The following is a 19819-nucleotide window of genomic DNA, read 5'->3' as shown; positions in this document are numbered from 1 at the left end:
ACCCTATGCCTGGGCTTCGACGTCGGCCAGACGCCCCAGGATGAGCGCGATCCGCAGTGTGAAGGCGGATCGTACATCGGAAGGCGACCATCCGGTGACATCAGTCACACGTCGGAGCCGGTAGCGCACGGTGTTCGGGTGAACGAACAGCATCCGGGCCGCGCCTTCGAGACTGCTCGCCTGCTCCAGGTAGACACTCAGCGTTTCCAGCAGCGCCGAGCCGGCCTCCCCCAGCGGTCTGTAGATCTCCTCCACCAGCTGCTCACGGGCGCTCGGATCGCCCGCTATGGCGCGCTCGGGCAGCAGATCGTCCGCCAGCACCGGGCGGGGCGCGTCCTGCCAGGCCATGCACGCCTTCAGACCCGCGGCGGCGGCCTGCGCGGAGCGGGTCGCGGCCAGCAGGTCGGGGACGACGGGACCCGCGACCACCGGCCCGGCGGCGAACGGCCCGATCAGCGACCTGGCCACGGCGAGCGGGTTGTCGCTGCCGCCGGCGATGACCACCAGCCGCGCCCCGAGGACCCCGGTGAGCACCTGGAGCTTGGCGTGCCGGGCGGCCCGCCGGATCGCCTCCACGGTCAGCTCGCTGTCCCCGTCGGGGGCCGTCCCGAGCACCACGCACACGTGCTCCGGCGAGTTCCAGCCGAGCGCGGCGGCCCGGCTGACGGCGCCCTCGTCCGCCTCCCCGCTGAGCACGGCGTTCACCACCAGCGACTCCAGGCGCGCGTCCCAGGCACCGCGTGCCTCGGCGGCCTGCGCGTACACCTGGGCGGTGGCGAAGGCGATCTCCCGGGCGTACACCAGCAGCGCCTCGCGCAGCACACCCTCGTCGCCGGGCGCGGCCACCTCGTCGATGGCCGACTCCATGACCTCGATGGTGGTGCGCACCATCTCCACGGTCTGCCGCAGCGTGATCGCCCGGGTCAGCTCGCGCGGCGCGGTGCCGAAGACGTCCGTGGAGATCGCCTGCGGGGCGTCCGGGCGCCGGAACCACTCGGTGAAGGCGGCGATGCCCGCCTGCGCCACCAGTCCGATCCAGGAACGGTTCTCCGGCGGCATGGCCCGGTACCACGGCAGGGTCTCGTCCATCCGCGCGATGGCCTGGGCGGCGAGGTTCCCGGAGGACTTCTCCAGCCGTCTCAGGGTCGCGGAGTGCGAGTGGGCGACGCGTCCTGCGGGGTCGCTGCTGTGGGATTCGGGTTCGGGCACGGGACAAGACTGCCTTATCGGGATGACGGCGGGTGCGGCCGGGGGCGCCGTCGGCGTCCACGGTGGTGCGCGTGACGCGTCCACGGCGCTGCCCGTGACGCGTCTACGGTGGTGCCCGTGATAGACGTACGGCGCGCCGACGGGCGCTACCGGGGCGGGGACCCGGCCGCCGGGATCGACACCCGGCACGCCTTCTCCTTCGGCCCGCACTACGACCCGGACAACCTGCGCTTCGGCGCGGTGATCGCCTGCAACGAGGAGCGCCTCGCACCCGGCGCCGGTTTCGGCGAACACCCGCACAGCCACACCGAGATCGTGACCTGGGTGGTGGCGGGCGAGCTGACCCACCGGGACTCCGCCGGGCACGCGACGACAGTGCGCGCCGGGGACGTCCAGCACCTGAGCGCGGCGGCCGGGGTGCGGCACGCCGAGCGCAACGACGGTGACACCCCGCTGACCTTCGTCCAGACCTGGCTGGCCCCGCTGGAGCCGGGCGGCACTCCGTCGTACGCGCTGGTGCCGGGCATCGCCGACGCCACCCCGTACGCCGTGTCCGCGGCCGGTGCCCTGCTGCACGTGCGCCGGCCGGCGCCGGGGGAGCGGGTCGCCGTACCGGACGCCGCCCTGGTGTACGTGCACGTGGTGCGCGGGGCCGTCCGGCTGGGCGACGAGGACCTGCACGCCGGTGACGCGGCGCGGGTCACCGGGGAGAGCGGCCTCACGGCGGAGGCGATCGGCGCGGCCGAGCTGCTGCTGTGGGAGCTGAGCCGCTGACCGGCGCCGGCATCACCGGGTGCGGGCCTCCTGGAGCACCGCGTCGGTGAGCACCGGCCACGCCTCGGTCGCCCAGGGCCCGAACGCCCGGTCCGCCAGCGCGACCGCCGCGAGGCCCGCGTCGGGGTCGATCCACAGGAACGTACCGGACTGCCCGAAGTGGCCGAAGGTGCGCGGCGAGGACGAACCGCCCGTCCAGTGCGGTGACTTGGCGTCCCGGATCTCGAAGCCGAGCCCCCAGTCGTTCGGGTTCTGGTGGCCGTAGCCCGGCAGCACGCCCTTGGTGCCCGGGTACTGCACGCTCATCGCCTCCGCGACCGTGCGCGGGTCCAGCAGCCGGGGCGCCTGCACCTCGGCCGCGAACCGCAGCAGGTCCTCGACGGTGGACACGCCGTCCTTGGCCGGGGAGCCCGCCAGCGAGGTCGAGGTCATGCCCAGCGGCTCCAGCACGGCCTGCCGCAGATACTCCCCGAACGGGATGTCCGTCGCCTTGGCGATATGGTCCCCGAGCTGCTCGAACCCGGCGTTGGAGTACAGGCGCCGCTCCCCGGGCGGGGCCGTGACCCGGTGCTCGTCGAAGGCCAGTCCGGAGGTGTGCGCGAGCAGGTGACGCACCGTCGACCCGGGCGGACCGGCCGGCTCGTCCAGCTCGACGGCGCCCTCCTCGTACGCGACGAGCGCCGCGTAGGCCGCCAGCGGCTTGGTGACGGAGGCGAGCGGGAAGCGGTGCCCGGCGGGCCCGTGCGTCCCGAGGACGGTTCCGTCGGCTCGTACGACGCCCGCGGCGGCGGTGGTCACGGGCCAGTTCTCGATCTGCGCCAGGCTCTGCAAGGACATGCGGCGAGCCTATGCGGCTCACAGCACCAGCCGCATCGAGGGGTCGGGCTTGCGGACGAAGCCGAGGGACGCGTACAGCGACTCGCCCTCGGCCGACGCGTGGAGGTCGACCCGCCGCGCCCCCCGCTCCCGGAACCACTCCAGCAGCTCGGCCATGCAGGCGCGGGCGTAGCCGCGGCGCCGGGCGTCCGGGTCGGTCGCGACACTGAACACGTACCCGACCCGCCCCTCGGGGTTCCCGGACTGGCCGATGCGGTACTCCAGCGTCCCGCACACCAGCGCGGCCAGCGCCCCCGGCCGGTCCGGGTGGTCCACGACGAAGGCGGCGAAGCCCCCGTCCGGCTCGGCCAGCCGCCCGCGCAGCGCCGGCAGCGAGTCGGCGTGCCAGGCGGTGGGGCCGCCCCGGTCCGCCCCGGACACCGAGTCGATCATCACCTGCCGCAGGCGCAGCACTTCCCCGGCGTCCTCGGGCCGGGCCCGGCGTACGAGACTCATGCGCCGCACGCTAGCCACCGACCGTGGCCCGCGTCTTGCCGTTTTCACACCGGTCCCGCTTGCCTGGAGTGCACTCGAAGGTCTTAGCGTGGAGGGCATGACGGTGACGCAGACCATGCCGGCCGGTGCCACGGCCGCCGGCCCCGCCGACCGCTGCTCCGCCCCGCCTCCGCCCCACCCCCGCCCGGACGGGCAGGACCACTACACGATCAGTGAGGCCGTCGCCTGCACCGGGCTGACCGCGCACACCCTGCGCTGGTACGAGCGGATCGGGCTGATGCCGCACGTGGACCGCTCGCACACCGGCCAGCGCCGGTACCGCAACCGGGACCTGGACTGGCTGGAGTTCGTCAACAAGCTGCGCCTGACCGGCATGCCGGTGGCCGACATGGTGCGGTACGCGGAACTGGTCCGCGAGGGCGAGAGCACCTACGGCGAGCGGCGGGAGCTGCTGGAGTCGACCCGCCGGGACGTGCTGACCCGGATCGCGGAGCTGCACGACACCCTCGCGGTACTGGACCGGAAGATCGGCTTCTACGCGGCGGGAGCCTGACGACGGCGGGAGCCTGACGACGGCGGGAACCTGACGGCGGCGGGAGCCCGGCCGCAGGGCTACAGCTCGGCGAGCAGCTCGGCCTTCTTCGAGGAGAACTCCTCGTCCGTGACCAGGCCGGCCTGGTGCAGCTCCCCGAGGTGCCGGATCCGCTCGGCGATGTCCGCGGGGTCGCGCCGGGCCGGCGCCGCCGGTATCGCCGGCACCGGCCCGCGGGCGCGCACCGCCGCGAGCACGGCGGCGGCGAACGGCAGCGACTCGTGCACCGGGCCGTACCCGAGCCCGAAGACCACCGACGCCGGGTCCTGGTCGGGCTGGGCCGGGCGGTCCGCGCCGCCGTCGCGCGGCACCAGCCGCAGATGCCCCTCGAAGTCCTCCGGCGACCGCCACTCCACCCCGGTCAGCTCGGTGACCGGAAAGCTCTGGTCGCCGGCCTTCCACTTCGCGGAGGACGCCCCTGTCCAGGACCAGCGGAACCGCACCCGGGTGCCGTCGAAGGACGCCTTCGCGTCGGAGGCCTTGAACTGCAGCGGCGCCTCGGGCGCCGCGACCAGGTGCCGTTCGCTGGGACCGGACTCGGTCAGCAGTTTCCGCAGCTCGTCGGCGTAGTACCCGGCGACGCCCTCCCGCTCGGCCGGCACCACCAGCCGGTAGGGGTCCGCGCCCTCCTTGAGCTGACCGTCGGCCGCCTCCGTCAGCGGGTCGGCGCCCTCCCGCAGCACCAGCCGCAGCGCGACGGTGCCGCGTCTGCCCGGCGCGAGCGTCACCCCCTCCACCGCGGACAGCGGGATCCGCCGCTCGCCGAGGGCCTGGAAAAGCCTGGGTGTTCGAATCCCCCGTTCGTAACGGATGAGCACGGAGTCGGATTCGAACTCCCAGACGGCATGAAATCCCGCCAGTACGTCACCCATGCGGCTCATCGTATGCGGCACGTGCTCCTCCGTCGCCACCCGCGCAGACCGCACTTCCTGCTGTTTCTACGCGCGTCCGGCCGTCTCGGCGCCGGGCAGACCGGCCCGGCACGTGTCGTTCTCCCGGGCGCAGGTCACCTCGGCGTACCCGCCGACCCCGACCTCGGCGAGGTTGCGCAGGCTGTCCGTGCCCGGCTGGAAATAGCCGGCGTGGCCCTGCGCGTCCCGCGCGGACAGCACCCGCGCGCCGAACGCCGAGGACACCGGGTCGGCGCCGTGCCCGAGCCCGCCCAGCTCCAGATAGGGGACGTCCCGCACCCAGTCGGTGGCGTCCCGCATGGCCCACACCCGGGCCCTGGTGCCCAGGTCCCCGGCCCCGGTGACCCGCATGCCGGGGCTCGCCGCCACCGCTATGTCGGTCACCCGGGCCGGCATCCCGCGCGCGGCGACCCCGCACACCACCGAGCCGTAGCTGTGGCAGACCATCGCCACCTTCGCGCGGCCGGGCAGGGCGCGCAGCAGGCCGTTGAGCCGGACGGCGCCCTCCTCGGCGCGCAGCCCGGTGGCCGCGTCCACGCCCAGCCCGTCGGGCGCGGTGTAGTCGGCCCAGGCGATCACGGCCGTCCGGGTGCCGGGGCGCGCGTCGCGCTCGGCCGCGTAGAGCGCCTCGGCCATGCCGACCGGGGCGCTGTACTTGCGGTACGTCCGCTGGAAGGTGAGCAGATCGGTGTCGACGCCGGGGACGACGACCGAGATCCGCTGCGCCCGGTCGAGGTCTCCGAACACCTCCGCCACCCGGCCCGAGTCCTGCGGGTCGAAGGCCAGGATGTGCCGGCCGGGGGTCAGCAGCGACGCGTAGCGGTCCACGCGGCGGGTCGCGTCCTGCCGGCCGGCCGAGCTGAGCCGCGGGTCGTGCGTCCGCTGCCGCTCCGCCCGGCGCGCCTGGTCGAGGGCGACGCGGTTGGCCTGGTAGCGCAGGGTGACCGGGGCGCCGTTCATGTTGCCGACCGCGAGGGGGTAGCGGTGGGCGAGGCGGTCGCGGTCCTGGTGGCCGAGCGCGGCGAAGAAGCGGGCGAGCCGGGCCGGCCCCGCCTCGGGGTCGGGCAGGGGCAGGCCGTGCAGCCGGCCGTGCTCCCACTTGGCGAGCGAGGCCTGGAGCGCCGACGGCTCCCGGTGGCTGCGCAGGGCGGTCCAGCCGGTGGTCGCGAGCATCACGAACACGACGGCCAGAGCCAGCAGGGCGCGCCAGACGTTGAGTTGCGGGGAGGAGGTGTCGAAGGAAGTCACTGGGAGGACACACTAGGAGAACGGGAGGGTCTCGGGGTAACCGAGTGGCAGGGATCACGTTTCGACGGAGATCGAACGCTTCGGCGGCGATCTCGCGGGTGTCCGGCCGGTCGATCTTCGCCCCGGTCCTCCAACGATCTCAGTCGCCGCCCCAGTTCCCGGTCAGGGCGGATCCCACCTGATCGAGGTACGACGCGGTGAGCGCGCGGATGGCCTCCGGGCTGAGGTCGTCGCCCGTGCTCCACTGCCGCTCGGTGACCCTCATCACCCCGCCGAACACGGCCACGGCCAGCCGCGGACGCGGGTCGGAGTCCACGTCGACGCCCTCCCGCTCGGCCAGCACCCGCGCCATCGTCTCCTCGATCGCGACCGAGCGGCGCAGATGGGCGGCGAGCAGCGCGGGCGTCGACCCGATCGTGCGGTACATGCGCAGGTACAGCTCGACCGGCACCGCCTCCTCGACGTGCTCGCGGATCGCGTCCCAGCCCTCCAGGAACGCCTGCCGCAGGGCCGTCATCGGCGCCTCGTGCGGCGGACGGGCCCGGACAGCCGCGAGGAAGCGGTCCTCCGTCATCGTCTGGACCGCGAAGGCGGCCTCCTCCTTGCCGGCGAAGTAGCGGAAGAAGGTGCGCTGCGAGACGTCGACGGCCTCGGCGATCTCGTCGACCGTCGTGCGTTCGTACCCCTGGGTGGTGAACAGTTCGAGGGCGGCGCGCAGCAGCGCTTCCCGGGTACGCCGCTTCTTGCGCTCGCGCAGCGTTTCCATGGGCCCCTCTTCCGGTGAACGTCCGTGCAGCTCAGCCTATGCGGCGACGCGATGTCAGCCGCTGACGGGTGATTTTGTTTGTCAACTGTCAGTCGCTGTCACTAGCCTCGACGATATGACTAGTCAGACCGCCATCGATGCCACGGGGCCGGGCGGCGGCAAGGTGCCGGCAGCCCCGTCGGACTCGACCCCGGCCACAGGGCTGCGCGGCCATCCGTGGCTCACTCTTCTCACCGTCGCCGTCGGCGTCATGATGGTCGCCCTGGACGGCACCATCGTGGCGATCGCCAACCCGGCCATCGCCAAGAACCTGCACGCGACCTTCTCCGACGTGCAGTGGATCACCAACGCCTACTTCCTGGCCCTCGCCGTCACCCTGATCACCGCGGGCAAGCTCGGTGACCGCTTCGGCCACCGGCAGACCTTCCTCATCGGCGTCACCGGCTTCGCCGCCGCCTCGGGCGCCATCGGGCTGTCGCACAGCATCGCCGCCGTCGTCACGTTCCGCGTGTTCCAGGGCCTGTTCGGCGCGCTGCTGATGCCGGCCGCGCTGGGCCTGCTGCGCGCCACCTTCCCGGCCGAGAAGCTCAACATGGCGATCGGCATCTGGGGCATGGTGATCGGCGCGTCCACCGCGGGCGGCCCGATCCTCGGCGGTGTCCTCGTCGAGCACGTCAACTGGCAGTCGGTGTTCTTCATCAACGTGCCCGTCGGCGCCCTCGCGCTCCTCCTCGGCCTGCTGATCCTGCTGGACCACCGCGCCGCGAACGCCCCCCGCTCCTTCGACATCCCCGGCATCGTGCTGCTCTCGGGCGCCATGTTCTGCCTGGTCTGGGCCCTGATCAAGGCGCCCACCTGGGGCTGGGGCGACGGCCGGACCTGGCTGTTCATCGCGGCCTCTGTGGTGCTGTTCGCCGGGTTCGCCTTCTGGGAGACCCGGGTCGCCGAGCCGCTGATCCCGCTGGGCCTGTTCCGCTCGGTGCCGCTGTCCGCGGGCGTCGTCCTGATGGTGCTGATGGCCATCGCCTTCATGGGCGGCCTGTTCTTCGTCACCTTCTATCTCCAGAACGTGCACGGCATGAGCCCCATCGACGCCGGTCTGCACCTGCTGCCGCTCACCGGCATGATGATCGTCGCCTCGCCGCTCGCGGGTATCGCGATCACCAAGCTCGGCCCGCGCATCCCGCTGGCCGGCGGCATGGCCGCGACCGCCGTCGCGATGTACGGCATGTCGACGCTGGAGGTCGACACCGGCAGCGGGGTGATGTCGGTCTGGTTCGGCCTGCTCGGCCTCGGCCTCGCCCCGGTCATGGTCGGCGCCACCGAGGTCATCGTCGGCAACGCGCCCCTGGCGCTGTCCGGGGTCGCGGGCGGTCTCCAGCAGGCGGGCATGCAGATCGGCGGCAGCCTCGGCACGGCCGTGCTGGGTGCCGTGATGGCCTCCAAGGTCGACAGCGACCTCGCCGGCAACTGGGCCGACGCGGGCCTGCCGAAGCTGACGCCGGCTCAGCTCGACCAGGCGTCCCAGGCGGTGCAGCAGGGCGCCGCGCCGGTGGCGAAGGGCACCCCCGCGCCGATCGCCGCCAAGATCGCCGAGGTGGCGCACGACACCTTCATCTCCGGTATGAGCCTCGCCTCCCTGGTGGCGGCCGGTGTGGCGGCGGTCGCCATCCTGGTCGCGCTGCTCACCAAGCGCGGCGTCAACGCGGAGGCGGGGGCGGGCGTGGGCCACATCTGACCGGCCACATCCGACCGGCCCGTTCTCCCTCTCCTCTCGCTCTGTGAGGGCTTCTCGCTCCGCAAGGGCGGAATTTCCCTCATCAGGGTGAAGCCGCTCAAGATCGCTCGCTTGCGGTGCGCGCCGCAGGTCACAGTGGGTCAAGTCCTCCGCAGGGCATGGGAGGACGGCCGGGCCGTGGCGCGCGCTGCCGGAGGGGGGCAGCGGGCGCGGGTCTGCCCCGCCGGAACCGGGGTACCCGAGCACCGAAGCCGAAGTGACCCACGACATCAGGGAGTTGATGATGGCTGGCTTCGGGCAGGGAACGCGCGGGTACCCCCGGTCACGTGGCCGGACGTGGCAACGCACCGGGCCGGACCGTGCGACGCTCGGGATCATCGGCACGATCTGTGCGGTGGCCGGCTTCTTCGCACTGGGCATCATCCTGGGCCCGGTCGCGATGTTCTGCGGCTGGCAGGCGATGGGCCGCAAGTGGTCCAACGACCGGTCCGTCCCGCCACTGGTGGCCCTCATCCTGGGCGCGATCGACACGCTGCTGGCCATCATCGCCCTGGCGGGCGCGGCCACTTGGGGCCACGGCCTGCTCTGACGCGGGCGGTGACAGCGGCACCCCGCCGGTGCCGGCGAGCGGGTTCAGTGGTGGTGGTCCGGCCGGCGTTCCGTCAGCCGGGCCACCTCCGCACGCAGCAGCCGTACCTCCTCCGTGAGGACCGCGATCGCCTCCGTCTGGCGCCGTTCCTCCACGTCGTCCTTCTCGAACTGGGACAGGAACCAGGCCGCGATGTTCGCCGTCACCACACCGAGCAGCGCGATGCCGGACAGCATCAGCCCCACCGCGATCATCCGGCCGAGCCCGGTGGTCGGCGCGTGGTCGCCGTACCCCACGGTCGTCATCGTCGTGAACGACCACCACACGGCGTCACCCAGCGTCCGGATGTTCCCGTGCGGCGAGCCCCGCTCCACGGACAGCACCGCCAGCGAGCCGAACATCAGCAGCCCGACCACCGAGCCCACCACATACGTGGTCAGCCGGATCTGCGGCGCCATCCGGGCCCGCCGCCCCACCAGCAGCAGCGTCGAGACCATCCGCAGCAGCCGCAGCGGCTGGAGCACCGGCAGCACCACCGCGCACAGATCCGGCCAGTGCCGGCGCACGAACTCCGCGCGCCGGGGCGCGAGTCCCAGCCGTATGACGTAGTCCACGGCGAACGCGCCCCACACCACCCACTCCACGCCCGTGCACAGCTCGGTCAGCGACCGCGAGGCGGTGCTGTCCACGATCGGCACCGCGTACGCCAGCGCGAACCCCACCGCCAGTGCCAGCAGCGGCCGTTCGGTACGTCGTTCCCACGCGGCCTGTGCCGACTGTCGTTCCATACCCGCAGCGTAGAGAAGATCCGTACAGAAGAGCGGTGGGGCCGACCGGCCCCACCGCCCCCCGACCCGTCACCCGGCCTGCGCCGGGCGCGGTCTCACGCGTCGCCGCCGGCCGCCCCCGGGTGCGCCGCCGACACGTCCAGCAGCTGGTAGCGGTCGATGGCCTGCTTCAGGACCGAGCGGTCGACCTTGCCCTCCCGGGCCAGCTCCGTCAGCACCGCCACCACGATCGACTGCGCGTCGATGTGGAAGAAGCGGCGCGCCGCGCCCCGGGTGTCGGCGAAGCCGAAGCCGTCCGCGCCCAGCGACTGGAACGTCCCCGGCACCCACCGGGAGATCTGGTCCGGCACCGAGCGCATCCAGTCGGAGACCGCCACGAACGGCCCCTCGGCGCCGCCCAGCTTGCGCGTCACGAACGGCACCCGCTGCTCCTCCTCCGGGTGCAGCAGGTTGTGCTCCTCGCACTCCACGGCCTCGCGGCGCAGCTCGTTCCAGGAGGTCGCCGACCACACGTCCGCGCGGACGTTCCACTCCTCGGCGAGCAGCCGCTGCGCCTCCAGCGCCCACGGGACCGCCACACCGGATGCCATGACCTGCGCCGGGATCGCCCCGCCGGTGCCCGCGCTGATCCGGTGGACGCCCTTGACGATGCCCTCGACGTCCACGTCCGCCGGCTCCGCCGGGTGCTGGATGGGCTCGTTGTAGACGGTCAGGTAGTAGAAGACGTCCTCGCCGTGCGGGTGCTCGGGCGAGCTGCCGTACATCCGGCGCAGACCGTCCTGCACGATGTGCGCGATCTCGTACCCGTACGCCGGGTCGTAGGCCACGCACGCCGGGTTGGTCGAGGCGAGCAGCTGGGAGTGGCCGTCCGCGTGCTGGAGGCCCTCACCGGTCAGCGTCGTACGGCCCGCGGTCGCGCCGAGGACGAATCCGCGCGCGAGCTGGTCGGCCATCTGCCAGAACTGGTCGCCGGTGCGCTGGAAACCGAACATCGAGTAGAAGACGTACACCGGGATCAGCGGCTCGCCGTGCGTGGCGTACGCCGAGCCCGCCGCGATCAGCGAGGCCGTGCAGCCCGCCTCCGAGATGCCGTCGTGCAGCATCTGCCCGGTCGGCGACTCCTTGTACGCGAGCAGCAGCTCCCGGTCCACGGACTCGTACTGCTGACCGAGCGGGTTGTAGATCTTCGCACTCGGGAAGAACGAGTCCATGCCGAACGTGCGGTACTCGTCCGGCGCGATCAGCACGAACCGCTTGCCGATCTCCTTGTCCCGCATGAGGTCCTTGAGCAGGCGCACGAAGGCCATGGTCGTCGCGATGGACTGCTGACCCGTGCCCTTCTTCACGGTCGCGTACGCCTTGTCGTCCGGCAGGGCGAGCGGCTCCGAGCGCACGACACGCGTGGGCACGTAGCCGCCGAGACCCGACCGGCGGTCGTGCATGTACTGGATCTCCTCCGAGTCCCGGCCCGGGTGGAAGTACGGCGGCGCGCCGGACTCCAGCTCCTTGTCGGCGATCGGCAGGTGCAGCCGGTCCCGGAAGCGCTTGAGGTCGTCGACCGTCAGCTTCTTCATCTGGTGCGTGGCGTTGCGGCCCTCGAAGTTCGGGCCCAGCGTCCAGCCCTTGATCGTCTTGGCCAGGATGACCGTCGGCTGGCCCTTGTGCTCCTGGGCCGCCTTGAACGCGGCGTAGATCTTGCGGTGGTCGTGACCGCCGCGGCCCAGGTGCAGGATCTGGTCGTCGGTCATGTTCTCGACCATCGCGCGCAGCCGGTGGTCGTCACCGAAGAAGTGCCGGCGGATGTAGTCGCCGGACTCGGTGGCGTACGTCTGGAACTGCCCGTCCGGGGTCGTGTTCATCTTGTTGACCAGGATGCCGTCCCGGTCCTGGGCGAGCAGCGGGTCCCAGGTGCGGTCCCAGATCAGCTTGATCACGTTCCAGCCGGCGCCCCGGAAGACCGACTCCAGCTCCTGGATCACCTTGCCGTTGCCGCGCACCGGGCCGTCCAGGCGCTGGAGGTTGCAGTTGACCACGAAGGTCAGGTTGTCCAGGCCCTCCCGGGCGGCGAGCGTGAGCTGGCCGAGCGACTCCGGCTCGTCCATCTCGCCGTCCCCGAGGAACGCCCACACCTGCGACTTCGAGGTGTCCGCGATCCCGCGCGCCTGCATGTAGCGGTTCATCCGCGCCTGGTAGATCGCGCCGAGCGGGCCGAGGCCCATGGAGACGGTCGGGAACTCCCAGAAGTCCGGCATCGAACGCGGGTGCGGATAGCTGGACAGGCCCTCGGGGTACTTCGACTTCTCCTGCCGGAACCCGTCGAGCTGGTCGGCGCTGAGCCGGTCCAGGAGGAACGCGCGGGCGTAGATCCCGGGGGAGGCGTGGCCCTGGAAGAAGACCTGGTCGCCGCCGTCGCCCTCGTCCTTGCCGCGGAAGAAGTGGTTGAAGCCCACGTCGTACAGCGAGGCGGAGGAGGCGAAGGTGGCGATGTGGCCACCGACGCCGATGCCGGGGCGCTGGGCGCGCGAGACCATCACGGCCGCGTTCCAGCGGGTGGCGTTCAGGATCCGGCGCTCGATCTCCTCGTTGCCCGGGAAGAACGGCTCGCTCTTGGTGGGGATCGTGTTGACGTAGTCCGTGCTGCGCATCTCGGGCACGGCCACGCGCCTCTCGCGGGCCCGCTCGATCAGGCGCAACATGAGATAGCGGGCCCGTTCCCTGCCGCGTTCGTCCACGGCGGCGTCGAGGGAGTCGAGCCACTCCTGGGTCTCTTCGGGATCGAAGTCAGGAACCTGACTCGGAAGGCCGCCAATGATGATCGGGTTGCGATCTGATCCGGAAGCCACGCTGTTCCTTACCTGTCAGAGGGCCGGGTTCTTACCAGTGCCTGCACCGTCCCCCATCGTGTACCTGGGAGCGGCTCACGTCATCTGCTGGGTGTCCCATCGGTCAAAACGCAACGATACGCCCCGGGTGTGACACGCTTGGCAAAGGTGTTCGAGTGGTGCGGGGGGTGAGGATCCCGTACGGGGCAAAGCGGACGCATCGGCGTGATGTGGGTGCCGGAGAATCGGGGTACCGTGCGAGAAGTTGCGGCGACACGGCCCGGATCGTCACCGTTTCGGCGGTCCCGAGGGCCGGGTACTTGCGCGATCCGTCCCGCACGTGTGGACTACGGCCAATGCTTCGCGCACGCGCGTGGCTGAGACATTCATCAAGACATGATCAGGAGGCAACCCGTGAGCGCGACCGCGGACCACGCGGAGGAGCGGACCAACCCTGCCGCCAGGCTGGGTTTCCAGCCCGGGCAGGTGGTCCAGGAGATCGGCTACGACGACGACGTCGATCAGGAGCTCCGCGAGGCCATCGAGGAAGCCATCGAGGGCGACCTGATGGACGAGGAATTCGACGACGTGGCCGACGCCGTTGTGCTGTGGTTCCGTGACGACGACGGCGACCTGACCGATGTGCTGGTGGACGCCACCACGTACATCGAGGAAGGTGGCGCGATCCTGCTCCTGACGCCGAAGACCGGCCGTACGGGGTACGTGGAGCCGAGCGACATCCAGGACGCCGCCACCACGGCCGGCCTGACGGCGTCGAAGAGCGTCAGTGTGGGCAAGGACTGGAGCGGCTCGCGCCTCGCGACGCCGAAGGCCGCCAAGTCCAAGCGATGACCCCGGTGCCGGTCCGGGCCACCAGGCCCGGACCGGCCGCCGCGAGGCCCCTCGCGACCGCCGCGCGGGCCCTTCGGTGACCGCCGCGCGAGACCTTCGGTGACCGCTGCGTAGGGTGGAGCCCGCAGTCTGCTGTGCTCTCACCCGAACAGCCCACCGAAGGGATGCACGATGGCGATCCAGGTCGGCGACAAGGCGCCCGACTTCGAGCTCAAGGACAACCACGGCCGCACCGTGAGGCTCTCCGACCTCCGCGGCGACAAGAACGTGGTGCTGCTCTTCTACCCCTTCGCCTTCACCGGCGTGTGCACCGGCGAGCTGTGCGAGCTGCGCGACAACCTGCCCAAGTTCGCCGAGCGGGACACCCAGCTCCTCGCCGTCTCCAACGACTCCATCCACACCCTGCGCGTCTTCGCCGAGCAGGAGGGCCTGGAGTACCCGCTGCTCAGCGACTTCTGGCCGCACGGCAACGTCTCGCGCGCGTACGGCGTCTTCGACGAGGACAAGGGCTGTGCCGTGCGCGGCACCTTCATCATCGACAAGGAGGGCGTCGTCCGCTGGACCGTGCGCAACGGCCTGCCCGACGCCCGCGACCTGAACGACTACGTGAAGGCGCTCGACACCCTGTGATCTGCGGGTGCGGGAACCCGTCACTAGGATCGGCACGTTGATCCCCTATCCGAAGCACGAGGGGGCCGAGGGCCCCGGAAGACCACAGGAGGACCCGTGGGAGTCAGCCTCAGCAAGGGCGGCAACGTATCGCTGACGAAGGAGGCCCCGGGCCTGACCGCCGTCATCGTCGGTCTCGGGTGGGACGTGCGCACCACGACCGGCACGGACTTCGACCTCGACGCCAGCGCGCTGCTGCTGAACAACGCCGGCAAGGTCGCGAGCGACCAGCACTTCGTCTTCTTCAACAACCTCAAGAGCCCCGACGGCTCGGTCGAGCACACCGGCGACAACCTCACCGGTGAGGGCGAGGGCGACGACGAGCAGGTCAAGGTCAACCTGGCCGGCGTCCCGGCCGACGTCGAGAAGATCGTCTTCCCGGTGTCGATCTACGACGCCGAGAACCGCCAGCAGTCCTTCGGCCAGGTCCGCAACGCCTTCATCCGCGTCGTGAACCAGGCCGACCAGCAGGAGATCGCTCGCTACGACCTGAGCGAGGACGCCTCCACCGAGACCGCCATGGTCTTCGGCGAGCTGTACCGCAACGGCGCGGAGTGGAAGTTCCGCGCCATCGGCCAGGGCTACGCCTCGGGCCTGCGCGGCATCGCGCAGGACTTCGGGGTCAACGTCTGATCCCGGCAGGGTTCGGATACCCCTACCGTCCGGCGCCGCACCGTTTACGGGCGGCGCCGGACGCGCAGGACAACAGGGAAGCACCACAAGGGGAGGACCACATGGGCGTCACGCTCGCCAAGGGAGGCAATGTCTCCCTCTCCAAGGCCGCACCGAACCTCAGCAACGTCTTGATCGGGCTCGGCTGGGACGCCCGGTCCACCACCGGCGCCCCCTTCGACCTGGACGCCAGCGCCCTGCTGTGCGGCGCCGGGAACCGGGTGCTGGGCGACGAGTGGTTCGTGTTCTACAACCAGCTCAAGAGCCCCGACGGCTCGGTCGAGCACACCGGTGACAACCTCACCGGTGAGGGCGAGGGCGACGACGAGTCCATCCTGATCGACCTCCCCGCGGTGCCGGCGCACTGCGAGAAGATCATCTTCCCGGTCTCCATCCACATGGCCGACGAGCGCGGGCAGACCTTCGGGCAGGTCTCCAACGCGTTCATCCGCGTGGTCAACCAGGCCGACGGCCAGGAGCTGGCGCGCTACGACCTCAGCGAGGACGCCTCCACCGAAACCGCGATGATCTTCGGCGAGCTCTATCGCTACCAGGGCGAATGGAAGTTCCGGGCGGTAGGACAGGGGTACGCGTCCGGCCTGCGCGGCATCGCCCTAGACTTCGGAGTCAACGTTTCGTAAAGCCGCGTGCGGCGCGGGGGAGTCCCGTACAGAGATGATGGGGTAGCCAGTGCTTCTCAAAACCTTCGGCTGGTCGTTCGCGATCACCGCGCTCGGCCTGGTCGCGGCGGCCTTCTACGGTGGCTGGACCGCCTTCGGTATCGTGGCGATCCTGGCCGTGCTGGAGATCTCGCTGTCCTTCGACAACGCGGTCGTCAACGCCGGGATCCTGAAGAAGATGAGCCCCTTCTGGCAGAAGATCTTCCTCACGGTCGGCGTGCTCATCGCCGTCTTCGGCATGCGCCTGGTCTTCCCCGTCGTCATCGTCGCCATCAGCGCCAAGATGGGGCCGATCGAGGCCGTCGACCTCGCGCTCAACAACAAGGACCGCTACCAGCAGCTGGTCACCGACGCCCACCCCGCTATCGCCGCGTTCGGTGGCATGTTCCTGCTGATGATCTTCCTGGACTTCATCTTCGAGGACCGGGACATCCAGTGGCTGCGCTGGATCGAGCGGCCCCTGGCCAAGCTCGGCAAGGTCGACATGTTGTCGGTCTGCATCGCCCTGATCGTCCTGCTCGTCACCTCCTTCACCTTCGCCACCCACGCCCACCAGCACGGCGGCGCGCACGTCGACAAGGCGCAGACGGTCCTGATCGCCGGCATCGCCGGCCTGATCACCTACATGGTCGTCGGCGGTCTCTCCGGCTACTTCGAGGACAAGCTGGAGGAAGAGGAGGAGCGCGAGCACGAGGCGGAGGAAGAGGCCGCCCGCAGCGGCAAGCAGCGCTCGGCGGTCGTGCTGGCCGGCCAGGCCGCGTTCTTCATGTTCCTCTACCTGGAGGTCCTGGACGCGTCCTTCTCCTTCGACGGTGTGATCGGCGCCTTCGCCATCACCAACGACATCGTCCTGATGGCGCTCGGCCTCGGCATCGGCGCCATGTACGTCCGGTCGCTGACCGTCTACCTGGTCCGCCAGGGCACCCTCGACGACTACGTCTACCTGGAGCACGGCGCCCACTACGCGATCGGCGCCCTGGCCGTGATCCTCATGGTCACCATCCAGTACGAGATCAACGAGGTGATCACGGGCCTCGTCGGCGTCGTCCTGATCGCCTGGTCCTTCTGGTCCTCCGTGCGCCGCAACCGCGCGCTGGCGGCGGCCGGAGGGGAGTCCGGTTCGGACGAGAAGGCCGAGATCCCCTCGGGGGTCTGACCGTCCGGGGTGTGGCACCCCGTCCGGTGAGGAACGCTTCGAGCGGGGCGGCCGACGCGCTCGGCCGCCCCGACGGCGTGCGGGAACGAAACCTGGGGGCGGGACATGGGACTCTTCGACGGACTGCTCGGCGGCCGGGCCGCCGACTTCGACTCCGGCAGCGCCGCGACCAACGCCATCGAGCTGACCCGGCGCCACCAGGCCGTGTCCCTCACGAAACAGGACGCGGCCACCGGCAACCTGCGGGTCAACCTGTCCTGGCGGATGCGGACGTCCGACTTCGGCACCCAGCGCACCAGCCTGTTCCGCCACCCCTTCAAGGCCCTCAAACCGCCGGAGGTGCAGGGCCACGGGCAGAGCATGGTCAACGTCGACCTCGACCTCGGCTGCCTGTACGAGCTGGCGGACGGCACCAAGGGCGTCGTCCAGCCCCTCGGCGGCTACCTGGGCGACGTCAACGCCCCGCCGTACATCAAGCTCAGCGGCGACGACCGGTTCGGCTCCGGTTCCGGCGAGACCATGTACGTCAACCTGGACCACAAGGACGCCATCAAACGCCTGCTGGTGTTCGTCTACATCTACGACCAGACCCCGGCCTTCGACCGCACCCACGCGATCGTCACGCTCTACCCGAGCAACGGCCCCCGTATCGAGGTCAGCCTCGACGAACGCCACCCCCAGGCCCGCTCCTGCGCGGTGGTCCTCATCGAGAACGTCAAGGACGAGCTGACGGTCCGCCGCGAGGTCAAGTTCGTCTACGGCTTCCAGGGCGAACTGGACCGCCTCTACGGCTGGGGACTCCAGTGGGGCAGGGGCTACAAGACGAAGGCGGACCGCTAGAGCCGTTCCGGAGGCCGAGGAACCTAACGCCCCACGAACTGCGGGCCCTGCGGCGGCAGCCGGAACCCCGGGTCCCCTCCCACCGCCGGAGGCATCGTCTGCGGATACCCGTACGCCGGCGGCTGCTGCGGCACCGCGGCCGTCGGCGGCTCCATGGACACCTGCGGCACGGACACCTGCGGCTCCGGAGTGAACGGCCGCTCGGGAGGCAGCGCGCCCGGCGCCGCCGTCGGCTCCGGCGTCCGCTCGCCGTCCGCCGCCTCCGACTCGTCCACGGAGATGCCGAAGTCCGTCGCGAGCCCCTTCAGCCCGTTCGAGTAGCCCTCGCCCAGCGCCCGGAACTTCCAGCCCTCCCCGCGCCGGTACAGCTCACCGCAGATCAGCGCCGTCTCGGCCCCGGTCTCGGGCCTGATGTCGAACCGCGCCAGCGGCTCACCGTCGGCGAGCGTCGCGTCGTACAGCGAGATGCCCAGCGCCGGCACCCGGTCGAAGGGCTCGCCGTCCGCCGAGGCGACCAGCAGGATCCGGCCGACGCCCGGCTCGACACCGGCCAGGTCCGACTGGATCGTGTCGGTCAGACCGTCGGCGATCCGCTTCTTGCCGAGCCGCCACACCGCCCCGGACGGGTGCCGGGGCTGGTTGTAGAAGACGAAGTCCTCGTCGGAGCGCACCTGGCCGTCGGCACCCAGCAGCAGTGCCGAGACGTCCACGTCCGGAACCCCCTGCCCGGGGGTCCAGCGCAGCACGGCGCGCACCGTGGTGGCCTCCAGCGGGACGTTGGACCCCTTCAGCATCGCGTGCGTCATGCCGTCATCCTGCCTTCTCGGTCCTGGCCACGACAATGCGGGGGGTGTCGGCGCCGACACGGGCGAGTTACCGGAAATTCATGCCCGCGGGGAACCCCGGACATGGGTCCCTACGTACTATTACCGGCCACCCTTTACCGTTTCCAGAGACTGGCTGCGCACCCCGAGGGAGTCCCATGCGTCATTTCGGGCACATCGCCCCCGAGGTGCGACAGCGCCTCTTCCACCAGGAGCCGTGCGCCTTCACCGCCGACTCCCCGGCCCGGCTGCTCTCCGCGGCCTTGGGCGCCACGCTCTACAGCCCGGCGACCCGGCCCCGGCTCGCCGACGACGTCCTCAAGCAGGCGGCCAGGGGCGTGGTCTCGATGGTGCTGTGCCTGGAGGACTCGATCGACGACGCGGAGGTGCCGGCCGGCGAGGCGAACCTGGTGCGCCAGTTCGCCGACCTCGCCGCCCGCCCCGGCGCGGAACCGCCCCTGCTCTTCATCCGGGTCCGCACCCCCGAGCAGATCCCCGACCTCGTGCACCGCCTCGGCCCGAGCGCCCGGCTGCTGTCCGGCTTCGTGCTGCCCAAGTTCACCGGCGAGCGCGGCATCCCCTTCCTGGAGGCCCTGACCGCCGCCGAGTCCGCGAGCGGGCAGCGGCTCTTCGCCATGCCGGTGCTGGAGTCCCCGGAGCTGCTCTACCGCGAGTCCCGCGTGGACACCCTGGAGGGCATCGCCCGCGCCGTCGACAAGTACCGCGACCGGGTCCTCGCCCTCCGCCTCGGCGTCACCGACTTCTGCTCCTCCTACGGGCTGCGCCGCGCCCCCGACATGACCGCGTACGACGTGCAGATCGTGGCGTCCGTGATCGCCGACGTGGTCAACATGCTCGGCCGGGCCGACGGCACCGGGTTCACCGTCACCGGGCCCGTCTGGGAGTACTTCCGCGTCCCCGAGCGCGTCTTCAAGCCCCAGCTGCGACAGAGCCCCTTCCTTGAGGTGCGCGCCGTCGAACTGCGCGAGAAGCTCATCGAGCACGCCATGGACGGGCTGCTCCGGGAGATCTCCCTGGACCAGGCCAACGGCCTGCTCGGCAAGACCTGCATCCACCCCTCCCACGTCCTGCCCGTGCACGCGCTGTCCGTCGTCAGCCACGAGGAGTTCAGCGACGCGGCGGACATCCTGCGGCCGGAACGCGGCGGTGGGGGTGTACTGAGGTCGGCGTACACCAACAAGATGAACGAGGTGAAGCCGCACCGCGCCTGGGCCGAGCGGACCCTCCTGCGCGCCGAGGTCTTCGGCGTGGCGGGCGAGGACGTCGGCTTCGTGGAGCTGCTCGCCGCCGGGATAACCGGCTGACCGGCCGGACACCCCGGCCCTTCCGATCCAAG

The 19819-nt window shown here is 71.1% G+C and carries 20 protein-coding genes; 11 read left to right on the top strand and 9 right to left on the bottom strand.

The genetic code is table 11. The features are described from left to right. Positions 1-3: 3 nt before the first annotated feature. Positions 4-1209, bottom strand: coding sequence for a PucR family transcriptional regulator (locus tag NX794_RS08780; RefSeq protein WP_258777705.1), 1206 nt, complete (start codon positions 1207-1209; stop codon positions 4-6). 117 nt (positions 1210-1326) lie between these two features. Between NX794_RS08780 and NX794_RS08775 the strand changes: the two genes are divergently transcribed. After that, complete coding sequence (locus NX794_RS08775) at positions 1327-1983, top strand: pirin family protein (protein ID WP_258777704.1); 657 nt, start codon at positions 1327-1329, stop codon at positions 1981-1983. 12 nt (positions 1984-1995) lie between these two features. On the opposite strand, the gene NX794_RS08770 is transcribed toward NX794_RS08775, so the two are convergent. Next, a complete protein-coding gene (locus NX794_RS08770; protein ID WP_258777703.1) occupies positions 1996-2820 on the bottom strand; it encodes a serine hydrolase domain-containing protein in 825 nt (274 codons plus the stop codon). An 18-nt stretch (positions 2821-2838) separates the two neighbouring features. Then, positions 2839-3315 carry a GNAT family N-acetyltransferase gene (locus NX794_RS08765; RefSeq protein WP_258777702.1) on the bottom strand — a complete coding sequence of 159 codons (477 nt, stop codon included), beginning with the start codon at positions 3313-3315 and terminating at the stop codon, positions 2839-2841. A gap of 97 nt (positions 3316-3412) precedes the next feature. Between NX794_RS08765 and NX794_RS08760 the strand changes: the two genes are divergently transcribed. Then, positions 3413-3868, top strand: coding sequence for a MerR family transcriptional regulator (locus NX794_RS08760; protein WP_258777700.1), 456 nt, complete (start codon positions 3413-3415; stop codon positions 3866-3868). 59 nt (positions 3869-3927) lie between these two features. On the opposite strand, the gene NX794_RS08755 is transcribed toward NX794_RS08760, so the two are convergent. The 3 genes from NX794_RS08755 to NX794_RS08745 form a co-directional block, all read right to left on the bottom strand. Continuing rightward, positions 3928-4779: a DUF4429 domain-containing protein gene (locus tag NX794_RS08755; RefSeq protein ID WP_258777699.1), complete on the bottom strand. Its 852-nt coding sequence runs from the start codon at positions 4777-4779 to the stop codon at positions 3928-3930. A gap of 66 nt (positions 4780-4845) precedes the next feature. Continuing rightward, a complete protein-coding gene (locus NX794_RS08750; RefSeq protein ID WP_258777698.1) occupies positions 4846-6066 on the bottom strand; it encodes an alpha/beta hydrolase family protein in 1221 nt (406 codons plus the stop codon). 139 nt (positions 6067-6205) lie between these two features. After that, positions 6206-6832, bottom strand: a complete 627-nt coding sequence (locus tag NX794_RS08745; RefSeq protein ID WP_258777697.1) for a TetR family transcriptional regulator — start codon at positions 6830-6832, stop codon at positions 6206-6208. Between the two features lie 115 nt (positions 6833-6947). On the opposite strand from NX794_RS08745, the gene NX794_RS08740 reads away from it, so the two are divergent. After that, a complete protein-coding gene (locus NX794_RS08740) occupies positions 6948-8570 on the top strand; it encodes an MFS transporter (RefSeq protein WP_258777696.1) in 1623 nt (540 codons plus the stop codon). Between the two features lie 280 nt (positions 8571-8850). Then, complete coding sequence (locus tag NX794_RS08735) at positions 8851-9159, top strand: small hydrophobic protein (RefSeq protein WP_258777923.1); 309 nt, start codon at positions 8851-8853, stop codon at positions 9157-9159. 44 nt (positions 9160-9203) lie between these two features. Here NX794_RS08735 and NX794_RS08730 read toward each other — a convergent pair whose 3' ends face one another. Together NX794_RS08730 and aceE are read right to left on the bottom strand one after the other, a co-directional pair. After that, positions 9204-9947 (bottom strand): potassium channel family protein, encoded by a 744-nt coding sequence (locus tag NX794_RS08730; protein WP_258777695.1) that lies wholly within the window; start codon positions 9945-9947, stop codon positions 9204-9206. Between the two features lie 95 nt (positions 9948-10042). Further along, positions 10043-12790 carry a pyruvate dehydrogenase (acetyl-transferring), homodimeric type gene (aceE, locus tag NX794_RS08725; protein ID WP_258777694.1) on the bottom strand — a complete coding sequence of 916 codons (2748 nt, stop codon included), beginning with the start codon at positions 12788-12790 and terminating at the stop codon, positions 10043-10045. A 393-nt stretch (positions 12791-13183) separates the two neighbouring features. On the opposite strand from aceE, the gene NX794_RS08720 reads away from it, so the two are divergent. The 6 genes from NX794_RS08720 (at position 13184) to NX794_RS08695 (ending at position 17638) form a co-directional block, all read left to right on the top strand. Beyond that, a complete protein-coding gene (locus NX794_RS08720; RefSeq protein ID WP_258777693.1) occupies positions 13184-13621 on the top strand; it encodes a DUF3052 domain-containing protein in 438 nt (145 codons plus the stop codon). 171 nt (positions 13622-13792) lie between these two features. After that, positions 13793-14251 carry a peroxiredoxin gene (locus tag NX794_RS08715; RefSeq protein ID WP_258777691.1) on the top strand — a complete coding sequence of 153 codons (459 nt, stop codon included), beginning with the start codon at positions 13793-13795 and terminating at the stop codon, positions 14249-14251. A 96-nt stretch (positions 14252-14347) separates the two neighbouring features. Next, complete coding sequence (locus tag NX794_RS08710; RefSeq protein WP_258777690.1) at positions 14348-14923, top strand: TerD family protein; 576 nt, start codon at positions 14348-14350, stop codon at positions 14921-14923. 101 nt (positions 14924-15024) lie between these two features. After that, a complete protein-coding gene (locus NX794_RS08705; RefSeq protein WP_258777689.1) occupies positions 15025-15603 on the top strand; it encodes a TerD family protein in 579 nt (192 codons plus the stop codon). Positions 15604-15652: 49 nt separating this feature from the next. Further along, complete coding sequence (locus NX794_RS08700) at positions 15653-16798, top strand: DUF475 domain-containing protein (RefSeq protein ID WP_258777688.1); 1146 nt, start codon at positions 15653-15655, stop codon at positions 16796-16798. Between the two features lie 105 nt (positions 16799-16903). Beyond that, positions 16904-17638, top strand: a complete 735-nt coding sequence (locus NX794_RS08695) for a TerD family protein (RefSeq protein ID WP_258777687.1) — start codon at positions 16904-16906, stop codon at positions 17636-17638. Positions 17639-17661: 23 nt separating this feature from the next. Here NX794_RS08695 and NX794_RS08690 read toward each other — a convergent pair whose 3' ends face one another. Further along, entirely contained in the window at positions 17662-18444 is a 783-nt protein-coding gene (locus tag NX794_RS08690; RefSeq protein ID WP_258777686.1) for a TerD family protein, read from the bottom strand. A 176-nt stretch (positions 18445-18620) separates the two neighbouring features. On the opposite strand from NX794_RS08690, the gene NX794_RS08685 reads away from it, so the two are divergent. Then, positions 18621-19787 carry an HpcH/HpaI aldolase/citrate lyase family protein gene (locus NX794_RS08685; RefSeq protein ID WP_258777685.1) on the top strand — a complete coding sequence of 389 codons (1167 nt, stop codon included), beginning with the start codon at positions 18621-18623 and terminating at the stop codon, positions 19785-19787. Positions 19788-19819 lie beyond the last annotated feature (32 nt).

The sequence above is a fragment of the Streptomyces pyxinicus genome, assembly GCF_024753135.1.
In the GTDB taxonomy this organism is placed as follows: Bacteria; Actinomycetota; Actinomycetes; order Streptomycetales; family Streptomycetaceae; genus Streptomyces; species Streptomyces pyxinicus.
Note: the sequence above shows the minus strand (reverse complement) of the source record. Positions and strands in the feature narration are given on the sequence as shown.

Coding starts and splice junctions, on each gene's coding strand:
- NX794_RS08770 (WP_258777703.1), bottom strand. CDS start 2,820: ATGTCCTTGCAGAGCCTGGCGCAGATCGAGAACTGGCCCGTGACCACC.
- NX794_RS08765 (WP_258777702.1), bottom strand. CDS start 3,315: ATGAGTCTCGTACGCCGGGCCCGGCCCGAGGACGCCGGGGAAGTGCTG.
- NX794_RS08760 (WP_258777700.1), top strand. CDS start 3,413: ATGACGGTGACGCAGACCATGCCGGCCGGTGCCACGGCCGCCGGCCCC.
- NX794_RS08755 (WP_258777699.1), bottom strand. CDS start 4,779: ATGGGTGACGTACTGGCGGGATTTCATGCCGTCTGGGAGTTCGAATCC.
- NX794_RS08745 (WP_258777697.1), bottom strand. CDS start 6,832: ATGGAAACGCTGCGCGAGCGCAAGAAGCGGCGTACCCGGGAAGCGCTG.
- NX794_RS08740 (WP_258777696.1), top strand. CDS start 6,948: ATGACTAGTCAGACCGCCATCGATGCCACGGGGCCGGGCGGCGGCAAG.
- NX794_RS08735 (WP_258777923.1), top strand. CDS start 8,851: ATGATGGCTGGCTTCGGGCAGGGAACGCGCGGGTACCCCCGGTCACGT.
- NX794_RS08730 (WP_258777695.1), bottom strand. CDS start 9,947: ATGGAACGACAGTCGGCACAGGCCGCGTGGGAACGACGTACCGAACGG.
- NX794_RS08715 (WP_258777691.1), top strand. CDS start 13,793: ATGGCGATCCAGGTCGGCGACAAGGCGCCCGACTTCGAGCTCAAGGAC.
- NX794_RS08705 (WP_258777689.1), top strand. CDS start 15,025: ATGGGCGTCACGCTCGCCAAGGGAGGCAATGTCTCCCTCTCCAAGGCC.
- NX794_RS08695 (WP_258777687.1), top strand. CDS start 16,904: ATGGGACTCTTCGACGGACTGCTCGGCGGCCGGGCCGCCGACTTCGAC.
- NX794_RS08690 (WP_258777686.1), bottom strand. CDS start 18,444: ATGACGCACGCGATGCTGAAGGGGTCCAACGTCCCGCTGGAGGCCACC.
- NX794_RS08685 (WP_258777685.1), top strand. CDS start 18,621: ATGCGTCATTTCGGGCACATCGCCCCCGAGGTGCGACAGCGCCTCTTC.